Consider the following 20,678-nt stretch of genomic DNA (forward strand, 5'->3'; position numbering starts at 1 on the left):
GATAATTTTCTGTAATTACGCATAATTACAACCCAAGCAACCCGCACTTGTCGACAGGCTTTGGCCTGGAAATCGTCAGGAAAAACCCTGAATCAACAGGAAAATTTCAAATTTCCAGCAGGGCCAGCGCCCGCGCATACGAAGTGGCAGGATCGGTCACATCAAATTGCACGGTCTTCCATCCGACTTGGATGGCCCCCAGCACATTGCGGCTTTGGTCGTCCACGAACACGCAGTCTTGGGCCGATACACCCAGTGCGTCGCGGCACATCTCGTAGGCCCGGCGGTCGGGTTTCAAGATGCCGGTGTAGGTCGCATCAATGATCACATCAAAGAGTTTTAAGAGCGGCAGCCGCTCGCGAAAGCTCGCACCATAAAACAGGTCCAGCTCGTTGGACAGCACCGCCAGTTTGCAGCCCGCTGCTTTGGCCTGGTGCACAGCAGCGATGGCCTCGGGCCGAATCACGGCCTCGACATCGGCCCCCCGGGCCCGCTGCACAAAGGTCTGCATGTCGGTCCACGCTTCGCCCACCAGCTCGCCCACACTGCGGGTGCGGGCCATCCAGTATTCGCGCTCGGTGATGTGATCAGCCTGCATGGCCTGCCACAGCACATCGGTCTCGGGCGCAAAGGGGCCGCGCCAGGTCAGCGTGCCGGGCGGCAGGCCCAGCGCCGCCTCGCTCAGGTCGTGCGTTTCAAACAAAGTACGGCTGATGACCCCACCAAAGTCGAGCACCAGCGCCTTGGAAGATGGCGCGCTCATGGCGCGTCTTTCTTCACCAGCCCACGCGCCAGCCAGTCGTCGAACACCGCCAACACATGCTGCACAAACGCGGCGTCGTTGATGTGGGCGTCAATGCGCGAAACTTCGGCGGTGCCCCAGTCGCATTGGCGGCATTCGTCCATCAGCGCAGCCAAGCCTTCGGCGTCGTGCAACGGTGCACCCGGTCGGTCCCACTCTTCTATGCCTTGCAGTGGCAGCACCAGGTGCACCGGGCCTTGGGCTTGGCGCAAGCGACTGGCCAATTCCCGGGCAAATTTGCGGCGCATGTCGGCGTCAATGCCCACCGAGGCGATCAATCGGTTGTGGTCGTGCGAGGGCCGCCCAGCAAAGCGCTCGGGCATTTGGCCCCAGGCCGGGTAGTCCACCAGGTCGGTCGCACCCGGGGCCACAATCATTGGTACGCCTTTCAGACCTGCGCCCATCAAACGGTCAGGCCCCGCGCTCACCACCGAGCCGCCCATCTGGTTGACCATCTCCTGCAGGCTGAAGTCCATCACGCAGGCGAACTGGCCTTGCGCGGCCAGCGATTCAAACGCCCTGCCCCCCATGCCCGTGGTGTGGAACACCGCCAGATCGAAACCGCGTTGGTCCAGCTCAGGCTTGAGTTGCACCATGTATTTCAGGCAACTCGACCCCAGAGAGGTCATGCCGACCACGGGCCGCGCAAAACGCGGCACACGCGCCACACGACAGGCCCCCACCACCGCCCCTGCAGCTTGCGCCAGGGCCGACTGGCACAGGCTGTTGAGGCCATACAAGCCGCCAGCCCACAGCACCATCATCAAATCGGGCGGCATGCGCTCGGGCGGCAACAGGGGCGAAAACGCCACCGTGGACAGCACCACCTTGGGCACGCCCAGTGGCAAGCTGCTGGCGACATCGAGCGCCAGGTCGGTACCCATGGTGCCGCCCAGAACCAACAGGCCATCGATCTGACCTTCGCGGTGCATCTCGGCCGCCAGAGCACTTGCGCCTTGGGCCATCAGGGCCATGGCGCTGTTTTCATCGCCACTGTCGATCACTTGCTGCAAGGTCACGCCTGCCGCGTTGGCCACATCGGTGTTGCTCACGTCAGGCGTCACTTTGCCTTTGGCCAGCACCCCCACGTCCATGATCAGCGCCAGGCCGCCTGCTGCCCACACCTGCTCGCGCAAAAAGTCGATCTCATCGCTCTTGGTGTCGACGGTGCCGACGATCAGAATGACGGAGCTCTTCATGCGCGGCCCTCTTGTACAGCGGCAAAGGCGGATTCGAGCACGTCGCACATGAAGTCCACTTCCTCGCGGGTGATGACGAGAGGCGGCGACAAAATCAGGTTGGGGCCCGAAATGCGAACCATCAGCCCCGCCTTGTAAGCCGCCTTGGCCACCCGCGCCGGGATGTCGCTGCTGCGGGTCATCGGTGTGCGTTTGGCCTTGTCGCTCACCATTTCGATGCCCAGCATCAAGCCCACGCCACGCACGTCGCCCACAAAGCTGCAGGTGTCCACCAGCTTGCCCAATCGGCTCTGCAGGTGCGCGCCCACACGGGCCGCGTTGCCCGGAATGTCCAGCGCCTCGATCTGGTCGAGTGTGGCCAGCGCCGCCGCGGCTGCGATCGGGTGCGCGCTGTAGGTGTAGCCGTGCGAGACCGAGGCAGTGCCCGTGGTGTCGGCGTCAAACACATCGGCAATGCGGCGGTTGATGGCCGTGGCCCCCAGCGGGATGTAGCCCGAAGAAATGCCCTTGGCCAGGCACCACATGTCGGCGTTCACGCCCCACAGGCGCGTGCCAAACAGCTCGCCGCTGCGGCCAAAGCCAGTCACCACCTCGTCGGCGATCAAGAGCACGCCGTACTTGTCGCAAATCTGGCGAACCAGCGGCCAGTAGTTGGGCGGCGGCACGATCACGCCGCCCGCGCCCTGCACCGGCTCAGCAATGAAAGCCGCCACAGTGTCCGGGCCCTGGAAAACGATTTCGCGCTCCAGCAACTCGGCGCAAATTTCGCCCAGACGGATCGGGTCATCGGTGTATGGGTTGTGATAAGCCCAAGGCGTGTCGATGTGGAAGCACCCGGGCAGCAGCGGCTCGTAGGCGCGGCGAAAATTGGTGTTGCCGTTCACGCTCATGCCGCCAAAGTGCACGCCGTGGTAGCCCTGGCGCAGGCTGATGAACTTGAAGCGGTCGGCCTGGCCCTTGAGCTTCCAGTACTGGCGGGCAATCTTCAAAGCTCCTTCCACCGCGTCCGAGCCGCCGTTGGAGAACATCACGGTGGCCACCTCTTCGGGCTGCATCATCTGCACCAGGCGCTTGGACAACTCGATCGCCCGCACATGGGTGGTGCCGCGGAACACGTTGTAAAAAGGCAGCTCGTCCATCTGCGCCACGATGGCGTCGCGCACCGGCTTGTTGCTGTGCCCCAGGTTGCAGGCCCACAGGCCGCCGACGCCGTCAAGCATCTTGTGACCATCCACGTCCCAAATCCAGCAGCCCTCGCCTTTGGCAATGATGTCTGGCGTTGACTTTTTCATCGCACCCGGATGGGCCATGGGGTGCCACAGGTATTGGGCGTTGTCAGCCTTGAGTTGGTCGGTGTCCATTGTTTTCCCTTGGTATTTTTCAGAGCTGAATCCAGGCGGTCTTCAGGTCCAGGTATTTGTCCATGGCATGCATCGACTTGTCGTGCCCGTTACCCGACTGCCGCACGCCGCCCAGCGGCACGGTGATGTCCGGGCCGCCGTAGGTATTGACATGCACCAGCCCGGCCTTGATGGCGCGCACCATGCGGTGGGCTCGCGAAAGGCTGCCGGTCCACACCCCTGCAGCCAAGCCGTATTCGGTGCCGTTGGCCAGGCGCACAGCATGGGCCTCATCGTCAAAAGGCATGACGGCCAGCACCGGGCCGAAGACTTCCTGCCGGGCAATGTCCATCTCGGGCTGAACGCCATCGAGCACGGCGGGGCTCATGTACTGGCCACCAGGCACAGGCGCAATCACCTGACCGCCGGTGCGCAGACGCGCGCCCTGCGCCAGCGCACGCGCCAGCATGCTCTGGTTGCGGGCCAACTGGCGGGCGCTGCTCACGGCACCAATGTCGGTCGTTACATCCAGCGGGTCACCCACACGCAAACTGGCCGCGATGTTTTGCAGCCGATCTACAAATTCGTCGTGCACCGAGCGCTGCACCAAAAGGCGCGAGCCTGCCACGCACACCTGCCCGCTGTTGCGGAAAATGCCCATGGCCGAGACCTTGGCCGCCTGCGCCAGATCGACCGCATCATCAAACACGATGTTGGGCGACTTGCCGCCCAGCTCCAGATAGACCCGCTTGAGGTTGGACTCGGCCGAGGCTTTCAGCAACAGACGCCCCACCGGGCCGGAGCCCGTGAACGTGAGGATGTCCACGTCCATGTGCCGAGCCAGCGCCTCGCCAGCCACTGCGCCCGTGCCGGTGACCACATTGAGCACGCCCGGGGGCAAGCCCGCGTCCAGACACAGCTGCGCCAGGCGCAGCAAAGAGAGCGACGCGTCTTCAGAAGGTTTGAGCACCACCGAATTACCCGCCGCCAGGGCCGGGGCGATCTTCCAGGCGCCGATCATGAGCGGAAAGTTCCACGGCACAATGGCCCCGACCACGCCGACCGCTTCCTTGTGGATCAGCCCCAGCGTGCCCTCGGGCGTGGGCGCGATTTCGCCATTGATCTTGTCCACGCACTCGGCGTAATAACGGAAGGTGCCCGCCGCGCTGCCCGGCTCGGCCTTCCAGGCCATGGCAATCTCGGTGCCGTTGTCGCGCACACCCAGCACCGCCAGCTCGGCGTGGTGCGCTTCGATGCGGTCGGCAATGCGGTGCAACACCTTCTTGCGCTCGGCAGGGGCCATGCGGGACCACACCCCTTGCTCAAAAGTGCGGCGAGCCGCCTGCACGGCGCGGTCCACATCTTCTGCCCCAGCGGCAGCGATGCTGCACAAGGTCTGACCGTCAATGGGCGAGACGACCGGCAGCGTCTGGCCCGACGCCGCAGCCCCCCACTGGCCGTCAATCAGCACGCCCTGGTTGGGGATAAGTTGGTGACGCAGCGCGTCGATGTGTTCTTGTTTCATGTTCAATTCACTCCAAATTTCATGAGCCCGGACGCCGATTCAGCGTCAGTCCGGCACGTGCAGCACGATGCCATCGAGCGTACTCGACGCGATCAGCTGGCAGCTCAGGCGGCTGCCCGCTTGGCGCGGCGAGGTGACGATGTCGAGCATGGCGTTTTCCACTTCTTCCATCGGCGGGCAAGCGGCGAGCCAGGCTTCATCAACGTACACATGGCAAGTGGCGCAGGACAGGCAGCCGCCACACTCGCCCGCCACACCGGGGATGCCGTTCATTTGGGCTGCGTCCATCAGGTTGGTGCCGTCGTTGACGTCATCGCTTACGCGGTCGCCGTTGCTCATGATCCAGTGCACTTGGGGCATGGTTCGGTCTTTCTGTTCAGATGAAACGGATGTAGTGGTCGCGCAGTGCATCGCCTTCCAGGCCTGCGGTGCGTTCGATCTCGTGGCGCTTGATGCCCACATGGTTGGCCACCAGGCCTTCGCCCAGGGCTTGCGTCAGCACGGTGTCGGCTTCCAGGGCATCCAGCGCGCCCGCCAGGGTGTCGGGCACGCTCTGGGTGGCGTCCTTGTTTTCGAGGCAGTCGCCCGTCTCGATGGGCTGGAGTGCATAAGCGTTGGCCACGCCCAGGCGCGCCGCCTGCAACACCGCAGCGGTGTGGGTGTAGGGGTTGGCCGCTGCGTCGCCCATGCGGTGCTCGATGCGCGCGCCGGGTCCGCTTTCGGCCGACAGGCGCACCGTGACACCCCGGTGGTCCACCGCCCAGTTTTGCCAAAAGCCCGAGAGGCTGGCCGGTTGCAAGCGCTGGTAAGAATTGGCGCTGGGGGCCAACAAACCCGCCAGCGCCTGGTGGTGGTGCATGAGTCCGGCGGTGCAACCGAGCGTCAAGGCGTTGAACTGGCTGGCGTCGTGCCCGCCCGAGATCGCGTTGTGGCCCTGGCCATCGCGCAGGCTGAAGTTGATGTGCACGCCGCTGCCGCCAACCGTCAAGATGGGCTTGGGCATGAAGGTCAGCACGATGCCGTGTTGGAAAGCCACCTCACGCGCCAAGAGGCGGAACAAAAAGATGTCGTCCACCGCTTTGACGGCGCGGTCGTATTTGAGCGTGAACTCGAACTGCGGCGCGTCGTACTCGGTGTTCATGCTGTCGATGCGAAAGCCTGCCGCCGTGGCCTTTTCCCACAGGGCATCGGTGAAGCCCCTCGGGTCGGCAAAGGGGCCGGTGGCATACACATGGGCTGCAGGCGTGTCATAGGGTTTGAGCGAACCGTCGGGCTCGATCTGGAAGGCAAAGGCTTCGAGCTCGATGCCCACCATCGGGTCGTAGCCCATGGCCTGCCAGTCGGCCACGGCGCGCTTGAGGGCACTGCGCCCGCACATGGGCAGCGGTGTACCGTCGTTGGCTTTGAGGTCACCAATGGCCACCTGGGTGAAAGGCTGCCAGCCGGGGCGAATGTCCTCGGGGGTGTAGACGGCCTCCATGTCAGGCAGGCCTTCCATGACCATGGCGCCGGGCGCAGGGATCAGCTCTTTCTCATACGTCACGCCGAAGGTGCCCCGGCAAAAGCGGGCACCGCCGCCCTGCCCGGCTTGGAGCGTGACGTATTTGCCCCGCGGAATGGCCAAGTGGTCACAAAACAGCACCCGCAGGCGTTCTTGAACATTGGACATGGTGATTCCTTTCAAACCTAGGTTCAGATGAGGTGCATGCGCAAGGGCAAACGTTTGATGCCCGAGACAAAGTTGGATCGCAAAAAGGCGTGCTCACCCGTTTGCTCGATGCGGTCGACGCGCTTGATCAGCTCCTGCATCAAGACGCGCAACTCCAGCCGCGCCAGCCACATGCCCAGACAGGCGTGCGCCCCGCCCTGGCCAAAAGACAGGTGACGGTTCACGCCACGGCTCAAATCCACAGTGAATGGTCGATCAAAAGCCCGCTCGTCGCGGTTGCCAGAGATGAACCAGAGCAGCACTTTGTCGCCCGCCTTGACTTGTTTGCCGTGGTACTCGAAGTCCTCGGTGGCGGTGCGGCGGAAATGCGTGGCGGGTGAAGCCCAGCGGATGAACTCGTCGGCCACGCCTTCCCAAGCGGCCTCGCCTTGCACCGCCTTGAGTTGCTGCATCAAGCCCGGCTGGTTGGCCAGCGCATGCAAGGCGGCGGCAATTGAATAACGGGTGGTGTCATTGCCCGCGGCCACCAACAGGCAAAAGAAGTTGCGGAATTCGGTGTCGCTGATCACGTTGCCCTGGGCGTCGGGTTGGGTGATCAGGTGGAGTACGCCGCTGGTGTCGCCGGCGCTGCGTTTGCGCTCCATCAGCTGCGCGGCGTAGTCGAACAGGTCGGCCCCGGCAGGCGAGCGGAACGGCATGAAGCGGTAGGCCTCGGTGTCCATTTTGTCGACCACATGGCTGGTGAAATCGCTGTCGGTGTTGGCCATGAGCGCATCGCCCCTGTCCACCAGCCAGTCCAGGTCTTCTTCGGGCAGGCCCGCGATGCGCCCGAGCATGCGCATGGGCAGCTGGCGGGCAATGTGGTGCGTGGCGTCAAACTCGCCCAGCGCCAGGGCTTGATCGAGAATGCCCACACACAGCTCGCGAATCTGGTCTTCGTACAGCGCCATCATGGGCTTGGAAAAGGCCTTGGCCACCAGCATGCGGGTGCGGGTGTGCTCGGGCGGGTCGGTCTCTTGAAAGGTCCGCCGCGCCATGTACTCCTCGTGCGACTGGTCTTCCATGCGGATGCCCTGTGCAGAACTGAGGCGCTGGTGGTTGCGGTTGAGCTCCAGGATGTCGGCGTGCCGCGTGACCGACCAAAAACCTTTGCCATCGGCCCACTCGCACCAGGCCATGGGGTCCTCGTCGCGCAAGCGTTTGAAGGTGTTGTGCGGCGTGCCGTTCACATAGCTGTCGTGGCTGGAGATGTCGGCGTGGCCATCGTCGCTGGGGTGCCAGACGGTCATTGCGGGTTTTTCCTTGCGTGTTCAAAAAATTGCGCCATCCACTGGCCAAACAACGGCACATCGACAGGCTGAGCCAGGCTGGCGTGGGCACGGGCCAGGGTGTCGGCATCGAGCTTGTCGGCCAGGAAGCCCAGCAGGGCCTGCATGAACACCAACGGCATTTCGGGGTGGTACTGGGTGGTCCAGATGTGCTGGCCGATTTGCATCGAGCCGATGGGGCAAAAATCGCTGCCGCCCAGACACTCGGCCCCCTCGGGCATGCGGGTGACCTGCTCGTTGTGGGCGGCCATCAAGGTGGTGGTGCTTTGCGCGGGCTGCATCCAGGGGCGTGTGGCCTGCCAGTGCGTGGGCGCGGTGCCCAGGCCCCAGCCTGCGGCGTTGCGCGCCACCTGCCCGCCCAGCGCCCGGGCCACCGCCTGGTGGCCAAAGCACAGGCCGATCAGCGGCTGGCGAGCCGCATCGACGGCGCGGATGAAATCCAGCAATGGCCCCACCCAGGGCAGGCGGTCGTCGTTGACCGAGGCCGGGCTACCGGTGATGACGTAGCCGTCAAAGTCCTCGGGGCTGGCGGGCAGCACCCCGTCCTTGACCGGCAAGACCTCGTAAGACCAGTCGGGCCGCAAGGGCTGCAGCAGGTGAACGACCTTTTGCCCGTCGTTCGGAAAATGCGCCGCAAACGGCGAGGTGTCGTCGTTGGTCAGCAAAACGGCGATATGCAGGTTCGGCAGGTTCATCCGGAGTCTTTCAGGCTGATGCCCATGCTATGCACAAGGCGAACAAGCCACTATCAAGTTTGGGCACCGTACACCCCGGGTTTTCACGAAAAAGCCCGCACTTCGGAACCGGGCACACTCAGGGGCATGCATTTGCGCCGCGTTTTCTGCCCTTGATGAGCACCCCTGCCTCTGATTCACCTTGGGTCCAGGTGCTGGACACCCAGGACATGGACCAGCACGCCCTGGCCCAGCAGGGCTGGGCGCTGCAGTACGAACAACTCTCACCCGGCCAGTTCAAGGGACGCATCCACCAGGTGCAGCTGCCGGAGGTGACCCTCCTGCGCGAAGACACCAGCATCGCCTTGCGTCAGCGCGGGCGGCTCGACGACAGCGTCTACGGCTTTGCCATGGCGCTGCAGGACTCGCCCGACCTGTTTTTCAACGGCCAGCGGGTCCCAGCCCACGCCATCATGTGTGGCAAAGGCGATGAGGTCGACCTGACCACCCCGCCCCACTTCACGCTGATCGCGGTGGTGGTGGAGCGCAGTCTGCTCAACCCGCTGTGGGAGCGCATGTACCAAAAGCCCCTGGCGCATTGGCTCGAAAAGCAGCTGGTGCTGCAAACCACCGACGTCAAGGCCCAGAACCTGCGCGACCTGCAACTGACCTTGCTCGACCAAGCCAGCGCCTTGGCCCACCGCCAGCATGACGAGCAGGCGCTGCGCCAGCTGCGTGACGAGATCCTGATGGAATGGCTAGAAGCCCTGCCCGCACAGGTCGACACTTCGGAGTTGCCCACGTTGGAGCGCCGAAAAAAACTGGTGGACCGCGCCTGCGAACTGATGCTGGGGCACGCTGACGAACCCCTGTCCATCCTCGAGGTCTGCAGCCGCGTGGGTACCAGCCGCCGCAAGCTCAATTACTGTTTTCAGGATGTGCTGGGCACCACACCGGTCAAATACCTGAGGTCCTTGCGCCTGAACAGCGTGCGGCGGGCATTGCGTCAAGCAGCGCCAGGCGTGACGATCCAGGACATCGCCTCGCACTGGGGTTTTTGGCACCTGAGTCAGTTTTCGCAGGACTACAAACGCCTGTTTGGCGAACTGCCCTCCAGCACCTTGCACCAGCGGCAAAACTGAACTGCACCGGGTAAACCCCGGAGATGGTTTGCCACTTTTCGATAGCGTCAACGCCCGGACCGGGCTCAGACTTACTCAGCGACTGCATGCAGCAGGGCACAAGACAACCCCACAAGGAAGACAACGATGAACACCTCCCAATGGCTCAAGCGATCACTCTTTGGCTTACTCTGCAGCGCCGCTGTGTTTCAGGCTGCGGCGCAAAGCTTTCCCAACAAAGCCGTCAACCTGGTGGTCCCCTACCCTGCAGGGGGTCCTTCTGACTTTGTGGCACGACAACTGCAGCCCGAGCTCAACCGGCTGCTGGGCCAACCGGTCATCATTGAAAACATCGGCGGCGTGGGCGGCGCGATCGGCATCCAAAAAGTGCTCACCGCCCCCGCAGATGGTTACAACATGACCTTGGGCACCCCCATGGAATTGGTGCTGGCCCCATTGGCCATGTCGGCCGTGAAGTTCAAACCCGATGACATGAAGCTGGTGGCCCAACTGGTGACCACCACCATGGTGCTGATCACCCGCAAAGACCTGCCGGCCAACAATGTGGAAGAGCTCATCGCCATGGCCAAAAAGCCCGGCGCCAAAGAGCTGTCCTATGGCAGCGTGGGCCCCGGCTCGCTGTACCACCTGATCGGCGAAAAATTCGCCCAGCAAACGGGCACCAAGATGCTGCATGTGCCCTACAAGGGCGCGGCCCCCCTCATGACCGACCTGATGGGCGGGCAGATCGACATGGTCTTCATCCCGCTGGCCGGCAGCACGCCCGCCATGATCACCGAAGGCAAGGTCAAAGCCTTGGGCCTGACGACCAAAACAGCACACCCTCGCTTTCCGAACATCGCACCCTTGGCGGCCCAAAAAGGCCTGGAAGGTTTTGAGTTCGATCTGTGGGCCGGTATCGAAGTGCCCAAGAACACGCCTGCTGATGTGACAGCGCGACTGAACAAAGCCATCTACGAAGCTTTGCAAAACGCCGACATCCGCAAAGCCTATGAGGCGACTGGCAACACCGTGGCCAAGCCCATGAGCCCGGAAGATCTGGCCCGTGTCTACAACAGCGAAACCGCACGCTACCAGGCCATCGCCAAATCGATCAACTTGCAACCCCAATGATGGTCTGTGCTGCCAACGGCACTTGGGCTTTGAGGCGCTGCGTGTGAACGAGCCCTGGCGCACGGCCACCGAGCTGCTCACCCTTTTGCGGACGGGCGACATCTCCAGCCTTGCGTTGCTGGAGCAGCACATCCAGCGTGTGCTGCAACTGGACCCGGCCATCAACGCCGTGGTGGTGCGCGATTTCGAAAGCGCCCGCCAGCGTGCCCGCGAGGCCGATGCGGCCTGGCGGCGCGGTGAGCACTGGGGCCCACTGCACGGCCTGCCCATGACCGTCAAGGAATCCTTCGATCTGCCAGGCACCCCCACCTGCTGGGGCTTTCCAGACTACAAGGACAACATCGCCCAACACCCGGCGATCGCGGTGCAACGCCTGCAGGATGCGGGCGCCGTGGTGTTTGGCAAAACCAATGTGCCGGTGGCCCTGGGCGACTGGCAATCGTTCAACCCGGTCTATGGCACCACCAACAACCCCTGGGACTTGAGCCGCAGCCCAGGCGGCTCGTCGGGCGGGGCCAGCGCCGCATTGGCCGCAGGCATGACGCCACTGGAGCTGGGCAGTGACATCGGTGCCTCGATCCGCAACCCGGCGCATTACTGCGGCGTATATGGCCACAAGCCCACCTGGGGTATGGTGCCCATGCAAGGGCACCAACTGCCGGGCGTGCGCTGCATCGACAGCCTAGACATCGCCGTGGCCGGCCCCCTGGCGCGCAGCGCGAAGGACTTGCAGCTGGCCATGCAAGTGCTGACCACCCCTTTGCAACAGTTCGGCCCCATGGGCTGGACAGCCGCGCAATGGCGGCGCAACGAGAAAGCCCCGCACCAATGCCGCGTGGCCATCGTCTACGACGACCCCGAAGCCCGCGTGGACCACAGCATCCAAAACCGCCTGCATGCGCTGGCCGACTTTTTACGCGCACAAGGCGTGACAGTGTTGGAGGACCACCGTCCGGTAAACAGCGCGCAGTCGCACCGCGTGTACACGCACCTGCTGCGTGCAGCCACCGGTGCCTGGCTGGACGACAAAACATTCGCCCGATTCCAAAGCCTGGCAGAGCAAGCCGATCCATCACAAGACACCATGCGCGAACGCGTCTGGCGCGGCAGCACCCTCACGCACAGAGACTGGGTGGAGTTCGACCAGCAACGGGCCGTGCTGCGCGCGCAATGGCGTGACTACTTTGGCACGGTGGACTTGCTGATCACCCCGGTGGCCACCTCTCCTGCGTTTTTGCATCAACAGCAGGGCGAGCGCTGGGATCGCATGCTCCAGGTCAATGGCCAGGACCAGCCCCACACCGACAGCCTGTTCTGGGCGGGTTACCCCGGCGTGGTCGGTCTGCCCGCCACGGCCATCCCGATCGGGCAAAGCCCAGAGGGCTTGCCCGTCGGGGCGCAGATCATCGGCGACACCTTGGCAGATCCCCTCTGCCTGAAAATGGCCCGCTGGCTCGAAACCGAATGGTGCGGCTTCGTGCCGCCCCCACACCTGAACTGAACAGCTTGCCCAGGACCGACATGACCGACATCACCGACTTCAACGCCAGCGCACTGTCTGAGCGCATCCACAATGGGCAAATCTCCTGCACGGAGGTCATGCAAGCCTACCTGCAGCGCATCGACATGCTCAACCCGCGCTACAACGCCATCGTCAACCTGGCGCCAGCCGACCAGCTGATGGCACAAGCCCGCCAATGCGACGAAGAACTGGCGCGTGGCCAGTCGCGCGGTTGGCTGCACGGCATCCCGCAAGCCATCAAGGACACGGGCCATGCGCTGGGTTTTCCGACCACCTTTGGCAGCCGTTTGTTGGCCGGGCAAATGCCTCGCGCCGACAGCATCATGACCGAGCGCATGAAAGCCGCTGGCGCCATCGTGATCGGCAAAACCAATATGCCTGAGCTGGGCCTGGGCTCGCACACTTTCAACACCCTGTTTGGCACCACACCCAACGCCTGGGACACATCGGTCAGTGCAGGCGGCAGCAGCGGCGGCGCGGCCGTCGCACTGGCCCAACGCATGCTGCCCGTGGCCGACGGCTCGGACTTCATGGGCAGCCTGCGCAACCCGGCGGGCTGGAACCACCTGTTTGGCATGCGCCCTTCCCAAGGACGCGTGCCTTTCGGCCCGGGTGCCGATGTGTGGGTGGACCAACTGGGCACCGAAGGCCCCATGGCCCGCAGCGTGCAAGACCTGGCGAGGCTCCTGGCCACACAGTCGGGCCGCGACCGTCGTCAGCCGCTGTCGATCAACGCTGCGCTGGACGTCTCGGGCATCCAGTACACGCCAGATGCACTCCAAGGCCTGCGGGTCGGCTGGCTGGGGGATCTGGGCGGTCATCTGGCCATGGAAGACGGCATTTTGGGCGTCTGTGAAGACGCACTGCGAGAGATGCAAAACGCTGGGGCCCACATTGAGCCCACAGCACCGGGCTTTGACACCCAGGCCCTGTGGGAATGCTGGTTGGTCTGGCGCCGTGCGCTGGTGGGCCCCAAGGCTGCTGCACTGCTGCAACTGCCCCATGCCCGTGAAACACTCAAACCCGAAGTGCTGTGGGAATACGACAACTCGGTCAAGCTGTCCTACATGGATTTCCAGCGTGCCAGCCAGCAACGCACAGCTTTCTACAACCACCTGCTGCAAATGTTCGAGCGCTTTGATGTGCTGGCCTTGCCCGTGGCGCAGGTCTGGCCCTTCCCGCTGGAAGAACGCTGGCCGCAAAAAATCGGCGAACGCCAGATGGACACTTACCACCGCTGGATGGAAAGCACCATTTACGCCACGCTGGCAGGCCTGCCCGCCATCAGTTTGCCTGCGGGCTTTCACCCCACCAAACCCTGGCCCATGGGTATCCAACTGATTGGCAAGCCGAAAGGCGATGTGGCTTTGTTGCAGGTGGCAGCGGCCTACGAAGCCGTGCGCAGCGACTGGCTGCAACGCCGCCCGGGGTGATTCAGGCCGCTGCTTGGCGGCGGCCGCACCAAAGCCAGAGCACAGCACCGCCCACGATCATCGGCACACACAGCCATTGCCCCATGCTCATGCCCAAGCTCAAGAGGCCCAGGTGTGCATCGGGTTCGCGGAAATACTCGGCCACAAAGCGGAACACGCCATAACCGAACAGGAAGGCAAAGGCCACCTGTCCTTGCGCACGCGGCTTGCGGGCATAGAGCCACAGCAGCACGAAAAGCAAAATGCCTTCCATCAAGAACTGGTAGATCTGCGAGGGGTGACGCGGCACATCGCCTGCGCCACGGAAAAGCATGGCCCATGGCAAAGATGGATCGGCCACGCGGCCCCAAAGCTCACCGTTGATGAAGTTGCCAATGCGCCCAGCGGCCAAGCCCGTGGGCACACAAGGCGCCACAAAGTCCATCACTTGCAAGAACGGCCGCTTGCGCGACCACGCAAACCAGACCATGGAGGCCATCACGCCCAGCATGCCGCCATGAAAGCTCATGCCGCCTTGCCAGACCGCAAAAACTTCCAGCGGATGGTAAGCGTAATAACCGGGTTTATAAAACAGGCAATAACCGATACGACCGCCCAGCACCACGCCCAGCACACCCAAGAACAGAATGTCTTCTACATCCTGGCGCGTCCACTCGGACAAACGCGAGAACGGCAAGTGGTGCAGACGGCGCGTGCCCAACCAGTAAAACAGCGCAAAAGCGGCCAGGTAGGTCAAGCCATACCAATGGACAGCCAAAGGGCCCAGTTGCAGGGCGACGGGATCGATTTGAGGGTGGATCAGCATGGGGAGCGATTGTGCCCGCAATGTGGGGCACGCATCAGCATGCTGTCCAACACAGTTGTATCAACCCAGCAGCGACAAATCGCGCACAGCGCCCTTGTCGGCCGAGGTGGCCAGCAAGGCATAGGCCTTCAATGCCGCTGAAATTTTGCGTGGGCGTGGCAAGGCTGGCTTCCAGCCCAGCTTGTCTTGCTCCACACGGCGCTTGGCCAGCTCCTCGTCGCTCACCAGCACGTTGATCGAACGGTTGGGGATGTCGATGCGGATGCGGTCGCCATTGCGCACCAAGCCGATGGTGCCACCCGCTGCCGCTTCGGGCGAGCAGTGGCCAATCGACAAGCCCGAAGTACCACCAGAGAAACGACCGTCGGTCAGCAAGGCGCAGGCTTTGCCCAGGCCTTTGGATTTGATGTAGCTCGTGGGGTACAGCATTTCCTGCATGCCGGGGCCGCCTTTGGGGCCTTCGTAGCGCACGACCACAATGTCGCCTGCCTTGACTTTGTCGCTCAGGATGTTTTCCACAGCTTCGTCTTGCGACTCCACCACGTGGGCTGGGCCTTCAAACACCAGCAGGCTGTCGTCCACGCCGGCGGTCTTCACCACGCAACCGTCGAGCGCGATATTGCCGCGCAGCACAGCCAGGCCACCTTCTTTGTTGAAAGCGTGCTCGATCGAGCGGATGCAGCCTTCGGCACGGTCGGTGTCCAAGCTGGGCCAGCGCGAGTTCTGGCTGAAGGCCACTTGGGTGGGAATGCCACCAGGACCGGCCATGTAGAAGTGTTTCACGGCATCGGACGGGTTGCGAGCGATGTCCCATTGGTCCAAGACCTCTTTCATGGTCTTGCCCAATACAGTGCCCACATCGGTATGCAGGCGCCCGGCACGGTCGAGCTCACCCAAGATGCCCATGATGCCGCCGGCACGGTGCACGTCTTCGATGTGGTACTTGTTGGTGTTGGGCGCGACCTTGCACAGCTGAGGCACGATTTTGGACATGCGGTCGATGTCGGCCATGGTGAATTCAATCTCGGCTTCCTGGGCGATCGCCAGGATGTGCAAGATGGTGTTGGTCGATCCGCCCATGGCGATGTCCAGCGCAATCGCGTTTTCAAAGGCTTTGAAACCCATGGAACGTGGCAAAACCGACGCGTCGTCTTGTTCGTAATAGCGCTTGCACAGCTCCACAATCGTGCGACCGGCTTGCTTGAACAGCTGCTCGCGGTCGGCGTGTGTGGCCACGACGGTGCCGTTGCCAGGCAAAGCCAAGCCCAAAGCCTCGGCCAAGCAGTTCATGGAGTTGGCCGTGAACATGCCCGAGCACGAACCACAGGTCGGGCAAGCCGAGCGTTCGACTTCGGCCAAATCGGCGTCGCTCACCTTGTCGTCAGCGGCCATGACCATGGCGTCGATCAGGTCGAGCTTTTTGAATTCCATCACTTGCGTCTGGGGGTTGGCCAAACGCACCTTGCCCGCTTCCATGGGGCCGCCCGACACAAAAATCACGGGGATGTTCAGGCGCATGGCGGCCATCAGCATGCCGGGGGTGATCTTGTCGCAGTTGGAGATGCACACGATCGCGTCGGCGCAATGGGCATTGACCATGTACTCGACCGAGTCGGCAATGATGTCGCGGCTGGGCAGCGAGTAAAGCATGCCGTCGTGGCCCATGGCGATACCGTCGTCCACGGCAATCGTGTTGAACTCTTTGGCCACACCACCTGCGGCTTCGATCTCACGCGCCACCAGCTGGCCCAAGTCTTTGAGGTGCACGTGGCCGGGCACAAACTGGGTGAAGGAGTTGGCGATGGCGATGATCGGCTTGCTGAAGTCATCGTCCTTCATGCCCGTGGCGCGCCACAAAGAGCGGGCACCGGCCATGTTGCGGCCAGCGGTGGATGTTTTTGAGCGGTAAGCGGGCATTCAAGGCTCCTGTCGGAATTACATGAAAAAAGTCATCGGATTATGGCCCAGCACAAGCATGCGCTGGTCACGCAAGACAAAGACTCAGTCACCTGTAAGTCAATCACCCCAAAATCCGGATCCAGCTACACTCACAGCCAAGAGCTCCTTGGGCTCGCCCCCCCTGATCCTTTTAACCCACAAGGTACCGACATGAAAAAATTCGTTCTTGCCCTGGCCATGACCGCTGCCGCCGCAGCCCCTGCTTTTGCTGACCTGGCATTGGCCACCTCCAAAAACTGCATGGCTTGCCATGCAGTTGACAAAAAACTGGTGGGCCCCAGCTACAAAGATGTGGCCGCCAAGTACAAAGCTGACAAGTCGGCTGTCGACAAGCTCGCCACCAAAATCGTCAAAGGCGGTTCGGGCGTTTGGGGTGCCGTGCCCATGCCAGCCAACCCTCAGGTGAACGAAGCGGAAGCCAAAAAATTGGCCGCTTGGGTCTTGAGCGCCAAGTAATTCGCCAACTGTTGGCTTTGGCCTCATCAAAAAAACCCGCTGTTTTCAGCGGGTTTTTTGTTTTTGGGAACTCACACGCTGTGGGTCCCCGTACTCGATCAGATCAAAGGCCGATGGCTGCGATACCGGCTTTAGCAATCTGGGCGTCTTCATTGGACTTGACCCCGCTCACGCCCACTGCACCAAGACAAGCGCCGTCTTTCATGATCGGCACGCCACCTTCGAGCATGCCTTCCACGGCAGGAGCCGACAGGAAGGAATAACGACCGCCGTTGATGACGTCTTCATACACTTTGCTTTCGCGCTGACCCAGCGCTGCTGTGTGAGCCTTGGCTGGCGCAATGTGCGAAGAAATGGGAGGCGCACCGTTCAGGCGCTGGAAGTGCAAAAGGTGGCCGCCCGCATCGACGATGGCAATGCTGACGTTCCAATTGTTTTTCTGTGCTTCGGCTTGGGCAGCAGCGGCAATGGTTTGAACATCGGACAGTTCGAGCACGGATTGGGTTTTCATGGTTTTCAGGACATTGTTTAAAAAAAGCAAGGATACACGCGATGAGAACAGCCATTGCACACCTGAGCGTAAAACTGATTCACCCGATAACCCCATCAACTGCCGGAAATTTACCTTGCAGTGTGAGCGCCCTACAATGAGCGAGCCCTTTTTCGTGGGCCTTGAACAGGAGATCCAACATGAGCGACCTTCGCACTCTCAACACCGCTGACTGGGGGCACGCCGACCCCTCAGCCCGTCACCGCGTTCTGCGCAACACCTATTGGCTGCTGGCCCTGAGCCTGCTGCCCACCGTTTTGGGTGCTTGGCTTGGCGTGAGCACCGGCATCACGCAATCCCTGTCTGGGGGTTTGGGGCTGGTTGTTTTCATGGCTGGCGCGTTTGGCTTCATGTTCGCCATTGAAAAAACCAAAAACTCTGCCGCAGGCGTGCCCGTGCTGCTGGCCTTTACCTTTTTCATGGGCTTGATGCTCTCGCGCATGATCGCCATGGTGCTGGGCTTTAAAAACGGCTCCGACCTGATCATGACCGCGTTTGCGGGCACCGCCGGGGTGTTCTTCGTCATGGCCAGCCTGGCCAGCACCATCAAACGTGACCTGTCGGGCATGAGCAAATGGTTGATGGTCGGCGCTTTGGCCATCATGATCGGCGGCATCATCAACGTGTTCGTCGGCTCCTCCGTCGGCATGATGGTGATCTCGGTCATGGCGATTGGCATCTTCAGCGCCTACATGCTGTACGACCTCAAGCAGATCATTGATGGCGGAGAGACCAACTACATCAGCGCCACATTGGCACTTTACCTGGACATCTTCAATGTGTTCCAAAGCTTGCTGGCCTTGCTTGGCATCATGGGCGGCGAACGCGACTGAAAGCGTTTTCACCCAGCAAAAAGGCTCCCTCGGGAGCCTTTTTTTCATGGACGCTGATGACGCTTCAAGCCAGCTCAAACACCGCCATGCTTTCCACGTGCGCCGTGTGGGCGAACATGTTGATCACGCCCGCGCTCACGCAGCGGTAACCGGCGCGGTGCACCAGCAAGCCCGCATCTCGGGCCAGTGTGGCGGGGTTGCAGCTGACATACACGATGCGCTGGGGTGGGGTCCAGCCTTGGCGCAGTTCTTTGTTCTCGTGCAACTCGGCCAGCGCTTTGGACAAAGCAAAGGCGCCTTCACGCGGTGGGTCCACCAACCACTTGTCAGCAGTGCCATCGGCCACCAGCATCTCTGGCGTCATTTCAAACAGGTTGCGGGCCACAAAGCTGGTCGGCGCCAGGGCTTGCCCCGCAGGCCGATCGGCCTGGTTGCGGGCGTAGTTGTCGCGTGAACGGGCCACCAGGGTCTCTGCGCCCTCAATGCCCAACACTTCGGCCGCCTGCGTGGCAATCGGCAAGGTGAAGTTGCCCAAGCCGCAGAACCAGTCGATCACGCGTTCGTTCTTTTGTGCTTGCAACAAACGCAAGGATCGCGCCACCAACACGCGGTTGATGAAGGGGTTCACCTGCGTGAAGTCGGTGGGGCGGAACGGCATGGTGATGCCGAAGTCCGGCAAGCCATAGCTCAGCTGAGGACCTCCGGCGTCCAGCAAATGCACCGTGTCCGGGCCTTTGGGCTGCAGCCACCATTGCACCTGGTGTTGCTCGCCAAAAGCGCGCAGCTTGGCCAGATCGCCTTCGCTCAAAGGCGCCATGTGACGCAAGACCATGGCAGTGACCTCATCGCCGCAGGCCAGCTCGATCTGGGGCAAGGTTTCACGGGCCTCCATTTGCGCAATCAAGGCACGCAAAGGCATCAGCATGGCGCTGACGTGCGGCGGCAGGATGCGGCACACCTTCATGTCGGCGATGTAGCGGCTCTTGCGTTCGTGAAAACCAATCAGGACTTCGCCCTTTTTGATCACATAGCGCACCGACATGCGGGCACGGTAGCGGTAACCCCATGTGGGCCCTTCGATCGGGCGCAGCATGGTGCCGGCTTTGACTTTGCCCAGATGCCAGAGGTTGTCTTCGAGCACCCGCTGCTTGATGGCCACTTGCGCCGAAGCTTCCAGATGCTGCATCTTGCAGCCGCCGCAAGCGCCGCCATGCAGACCAAAGTGCGGGCAACCAGGCGTGACACGTTGTGAAGACTCTGAATGGATCTCGGTGACGGTGCCCTGCTCCCAGTTGTTCTTTTTGCGGCCGACTTGAACAGAAACGACCTCGAAGGGCAAAGCGCCTTCGATGAACACCACTTTGCCGTCGGGGCGGCGGGCGATGCCTTGGGCATCCATGTCAAGTGAACCGACACGCAACCAGCCTTCGGGCAAATCGTCGCTGTTGGGGGCTTCGTGTTGGGGAATGGAGAGTTCTTGTTTTTCGCTCATGCCCCAATTGTCTCATTGGGCCAGGCGCAAATTCAGACCCAGGCCTGCAGGTATTCTTGCCAATGCGGCTCTTGGCCCGCCAAGGCGGCCACATTGTCTTTGACGAACTGGATTTCCTGCGTGTATTCGGCCTCGGTCAGGCCGCCGCGCATCTTTTGAAAGCGGCAATACAGCAAATAGGTGTTCATCACATCGGTTTCGCAGTAGCGGCGCACCTCTTCGGTTTGCCCCGCCAGAAACTGCTCGTAGACCTGCGAACCGTCCATGCCCAACTTGCCCGGGAAACCACACAACTTGGCCATGGCGTCCATGGGCGCGTTGTTGCGCGGGGTGTACTTGGCCAGCAAGTCCATCAGGTCCAGATGGCGCATGTGGTAGCGCGAAATGTAGTTGTTCCACTTGAACTCACGGTCGCTGCCGTGCGTGCCCTCGCCCAAGTCCCAGTACTTGTCGGCCACCACACCATGCTGCAAGCCACGGTAGTGCAGCACCGGCAGGTCAAAGCCACTGCCGTTCCAGCTCACCAGTTGCGGCTCGTGTTTTTCGATGACGTTGAAGAAGGTCTGAACGATGCGGCCTTCGCTTTGGCCATCGCGGTCCACAAAGGAATGGACACGCAAGCCCTCGGCATTGCGAAAGACACAGCTGATGGCCAACACTTTTTGCAGGTACAGGGGCATGAAATCGCTTTGCCCTTTGGCCTCGCGCTCGGCCTTCCACTGGGCATGCGCCTGGGCATCGGTCAGCTCGGGGGATGCGGCGTTCAAACGCCGCCAGCCGGCCATGTCGGGAATGGTCTCAATGTCAAAGACCAGGACAGGCCAAGCCATGCGGGG

At 62.1% G+C, this 20,678-nt stretch carries 19 protein-coding genes; 6 read left to right on the forward strand and 13 right to left on the reverse strand.

Going from position 1 to position 20,678, the window contains the following annotated elements:
• Nucleotides 1-106: 106 nt before the first annotated feature.
• The 8 genes from B9Z43_RS03885 to B9Z43_RS03920 are packed head-to-tail and all read right to left on the reverse strand — an operon-like array spanning nt 107 to nt 8,558.
• Nucleotides 107-763 carry an HAD-IA family hydrolase gene (locus tag B9Z43_RS03885; protein ID WP_108322790.1) on the reverse strand — a complete coding sequence of 219 codons (657 nt, stop codon included), beginning with the start codon at nt 761-763 and terminating at the stop codon, nt 107-109.
• On the reverse strand, nt 760-2,001 hold the full coding sequence (locus B9Z43_RS03890) for a Tm-1-like ATP-binding domain-containing protein (RefSeq protein WP_108322791.1): 1,242 nt from the start codon (nt 1,999-2,001) through the stop codon (nt 760-762). Before B9Z43_RS03890 ends, B9Z43_RS03885 begins: the two co-directional genes overlap by 4 nt.
• Complete coding sequence (locus tag B9Z43_RS03895; protein ID WP_108322792.1) at nt 1,998-3,362, reverse strand: aminotransferase class III-fold pyridoxal phosphate-dependent enzyme; 1,365 nt, start codon at nt 3,360-3,362, stop codon at nt 1,998-2,000. The genes B9Z43_RS03890 and B9Z43_RS03895 overlap by 4 nt, the downstream gene beginning before the upstream one ends.
• 19 nt (nt 3,363-3,381) lie before the next feature.
• Entirely contained in the window at nt 3,382-4,866 is a 1,485-nt protein-coding gene (locus B9Z43_RS03900; RefSeq protein ID WP_108322793.1) for an aldehyde dehydrogenase, read from the reverse strand.
• A 45-nt stretch (nt 4,867-4,911) separates the two neighbouring features.
• On the reverse strand, nt 4,912-5,226 hold the full coding sequence (locus B9Z43_RS03905) for a 2Fe-2S iron-sulfur cluster-binding protein (RefSeq protein ID WP_108322794.1): 315 nt from the start codon (nt 5,224-5,226) through the stop codon (nt 4,912-4,914).
• Between the two features lie 16 nt (nt 5,227-5,242).
• A complete protein-coding gene (locus B9Z43_RS03910; protein ID WP_108322795.1) occupies nt 5,243-6,535 on the reverse strand; it encodes a glutamine synthetase family protein in 1,293 nt (430 codons plus the stop codon).
• Nucleotides 6,536-6,558: 23 nt separating this feature from the next.
• Entirely contained in the window at nt 6,559-7,824 is a 1,266-nt protein-coding gene (locus B9Z43_RS03915) for a cytochrome P450 (protein WP_108322796.1), read from the reverse strand.
• Nucleotides 7,821-8,558: a type 1 glutamine amidotransferase gene (locus B9Z43_RS03920; protein ID WP_108322797.1), complete on the reverse strand. Its 738-nt coding sequence runs from the start codon at nt 8,556-8,558 to the stop codon at nt 7,821-7,823. The genes B9Z43_RS03915 and B9Z43_RS03920 overlap by 4 nt, the downstream gene beginning before the upstream one ends.
• A 155-nt stretch (nt 8,559-8,713) precedes the next feature.
• Between B9Z43_RS03920 and B9Z43_RS03925 the strand changes: the two genes are divergently transcribed.
• The 4 genes from B9Z43_RS03925 to B9Z43_RS03940 all read left to right on the forward strand — a co-directional run bounded on the left by B9Z43_RS03925 (nt 8,714) and on the right by B9Z43_RS03940 (nt 13,747).
• Nucleotides 8,714-9,679 (forward strand): helix-turn-helix domain-containing protein, encoded by a 966-nt coding sequence (locus tag B9Z43_RS03925; RefSeq protein WP_158270059.1) that lies wholly within the window; start codon nt 8,714-8,716, stop codon nt 9,677-9,679.
• A 126-nt stretch (nt 9,680-9,805) separates the two neighbouring features.
• Entirely contained in the window at nt 9,806-10,792 is a 987-nt protein-coding gene (locus B9Z43_RS03930; protein ID WP_108322799.1) for a tripartite tricarboxylate transporter substrate binding protein, read from the forward strand.
• 43 nt (nt 10,793-10,835) lie between these two features.
• Nucleotides 10,836-12,293: an amidase gene (locus tag B9Z43_RS03935; protein ID WP_158270060.1), complete on the forward strand. Its 1,458-nt coding sequence runs from the start codon at nt 10,836-10,838 to the stop codon at nt 12,291-12,293.
• A gap of 20 nt (nt 12,294-12,313) precedes the next feature.
• Complete coding sequence (locus B9Z43_RS03940) at nt 12,314-13,747, forward strand: amidase (protein WP_108323268.1); 1,434 nt, start codon at nt 12,314-12,316, stop codon at nt 13,745-13,747.
• Nucleotide 13,748: 1 nt separating this feature from the next.
• On the opposite strand, the gene lgt is transcribed toward B9Z43_RS03940, so the two are convergent.
• The gene (lgt, locus tag B9Z43_RS03945) at nt 13,749-14,552 is read right to left on the reverse strand and encodes a prolipoprotein diacylglyceryl transferase (protein WP_108322801.1); all 804 of its coding nucleotides are present in this window, start codon (nt 14,550-14,552) and stop codon (nt 13,749-13,751) included.
• Nucleotides 14,553-14,612: 60 nt separating this feature from the next.
• A complete protein-coding gene (gene ilvD / locus B9Z43_RS03950) occupies nt 14,613-16,469 on the reverse strand; it encodes a dihydroxy-acid dehydratase (RefSeq protein ID WP_108322802.1) in 1,857 nt (618 codons plus the stop codon).
• Nucleotides 16,470-16,661: 192 nt separating this feature from the next.
• Between ilvD and B9Z43_RS03955 the strand changes: the two genes are divergently transcribed.
• Nucleotides 16,662-16,967, forward strand: a complete 306-nt coding sequence (locus B9Z43_RS03955; protein WP_108322803.1) for a c-type cytochrome — start codon at nt 16,662-16,664, stop codon at nt 16,965-16,967.
• A 103-nt stretch (nt 16,968-17,070) separates the two neighbouring features.
• Here the strand turns inward: B9Z43_RS03955 and B9Z43_RS03960 are convergent, their stop codons facing one another.
• On the reverse strand, nt 17,071-17,478 hold the full coding sequence (locus tag B9Z43_RS03960; RefSeq protein ID WP_108322804.1) for a heme-binding protein: 408 nt from the start codon (nt 17,476-17,478) through the stop codon (nt 17,071-17,073).
• Between the two features lie 179 nt (nt 17,479-17,657).
• Between B9Z43_RS03960 and B9Z43_RS03965 the strand changes: the two genes are divergently transcribed.
• Nucleotides 17,658-18,350 carry a Bax inhibitor-1/YccA family protein gene (locus B9Z43_RS03965; protein ID WP_108322805.1) on the forward strand — a complete coding sequence of 231 codons (693 nt, stop codon included), beginning with the start codon at nt 17,658-17,660 and terminating at the stop codon, nt 18,348-18,350.
• 64 nt (nt 18,351-18,414) lie between these two features.
• On the opposite strand, the gene rlmD is transcribed toward B9Z43_RS03965, so the two are convergent.
• Entirely contained in the window at nt 18,415-19,842 is a 1,428-nt protein-coding gene (gene rlmD / locus B9Z43_RS03970; RefSeq protein WP_108322806.1) for a 23S rRNA (uracil(1939)-C(5))-methyltransferase RlmD, read from the reverse strand.
• A gap of 32 nt (nt 19,843-19,874) precedes the next feature.
• Complete coding sequence (locus tag B9Z43_RS03975) at nt 19,875-20,672, reverse strand: 3'-5' exonuclease (protein ID WP_108322807.1); 798 nt, start codon at nt 20,670-20,672, stop codon at nt 19,875-19,877.
• Nucleotides 20,673-20,678 lie beyond the last annotated feature (6 nt).

It is taken from the genome of Limnohabitans sp. MMS-10A-192 (assembly GCF_003063335.1).
Classification (GTDB): domain Bacteria; phylum Pseudomonadota; class Gammaproteobacteria; order Burkholderiales; family Burkholderiaceae_C; genus Limnohabitans_A.

Excerpts from the sequence above, each read along its gene's own strand:
- B9Z43_RS03885 (WP_108322790.1), bottom strand. The coding sequence starts at position 763 with ATGAGCGCGCCATCTTCCAAGGCGCTGGTGCTCGACTTTGGTGGGGTC.
- B9Z43_RS03890 (WP_108322791.1), bottom strand. The coding sequence starts at position 2,001 with ATGAAGAGCTCCGTCATTCTGATCGTCGGCACCGTCGACACCAAGAGC.
- B9Z43_RS03895 (WP_108322792.1), bottom strand. The coding sequence starts at position 3,362 with ATGGACACCGACCAACTCAAGGCTGACAACGCCCAATACCTGTGGCAC.
- B9Z43_RS03900 (WP_108322793.1), bottom strand. The coding sequence starts at position 4,866 with ATGAAACAAGAACACATCGACGCGCTGCGTCACCAACTTATCCCCAAC.
- B9Z43_RS03905 (WP_108322794.1), bottom strand. The coding sequence starts at position 5,226 with ATGCCCCAAGTGCACTGGATCATGAGCAACGGCGACCGCGTAAGCGAT.
- B9Z43_RS03910 (WP_108322795.1), bottom strand. The coding sequence starts at position 6,535 with ATGTCCAATGTTCAAGAACGCCTGCGGGTGCTGTTTTGTGACCACTTG.
- B9Z43_RS03915 (WP_108322796.1), bottom strand. The coding sequence starts at position 7,824 with ATGACCGTCTGGCACCCCAGCGACGATGGCCACGCCGACATCTCCAGC.
- B9Z43_RS03920 (WP_108322797.1), bottom strand. The coding sequence starts at position 8,558 with ATGAACCTGCCGAACCTGCATATCGCCGTTTTGCTGACCAACGACGAC.
- B9Z43_RS03925 (WP_158270059.1), top strand. The coding sequence starts at position 8,714 with ATGAGCACCCCTGCCTCTGATTCACCTTGGGTCCAGGTGCTGGACACC.
- B9Z43_RS03930 (WP_108322799.1), top strand. The coding sequence starts at position 9,806 with ATGAACACCTCCCAATGGCTCAAGCGATCACTCTTTGGCTTACTCTGC.
- B9Z43_RS03940 (WP_108323268.1), top strand. The coding sequence starts at position 12,314 with ATGACCGACATCACCGACTTCAACGCCAGCGCACTGTCTGAGCGCATC.
- lgt (WP_108322801.1), bottom strand. The coding sequence starts at position 14,552 with ATGCTGATCCACCCTCAAATCGATCCCGTCGCCCTGCAACTGGGCCCT.
- ilvD (WP_108322802.1), bottom strand. The coding sequence starts at position 16,469 with ATGCCCGCTTACCGCTCAAAAACATCCACCGCTGGCCGCAACATGGCC.
- B9Z43_RS03955 (WP_108322803.1), top strand. The coding sequence starts at position 16,662 with ATGAAAAAATTCGTTCTTGCCCTGGCCATGACCGCTGCCGCCGCAGCC.
- B9Z43_RS03960 (WP_108322804.1), bottom strand. The coding sequence starts at position 17,478 with ATGAAAACCCAATCCGTGCTCGAACTGTCCGATGTTCAAACCATTGCC.
- B9Z43_RS03965 (WP_108322805.1), top strand. The coding sequence starts at position 17,658 with ATGAGCGACCTTCGCACTCTCAACACCGCTGACTGGGGGCACGCCGAC.
- rlmD (WP_108322806.1), bottom strand. The coding sequence starts at position 19,842 with ATGAGCGAAAAACAAGAACTCTCCATTCCCCAACACGAAGCCCCCAAC.
- B9Z43_RS03975 (WP_108322807.1), bottom strand. The coding sequence starts at position 20,672 with ATGGCTTGGCCTGTCCTGGTCTTTGACATTGAGACCATTCCCGACATG.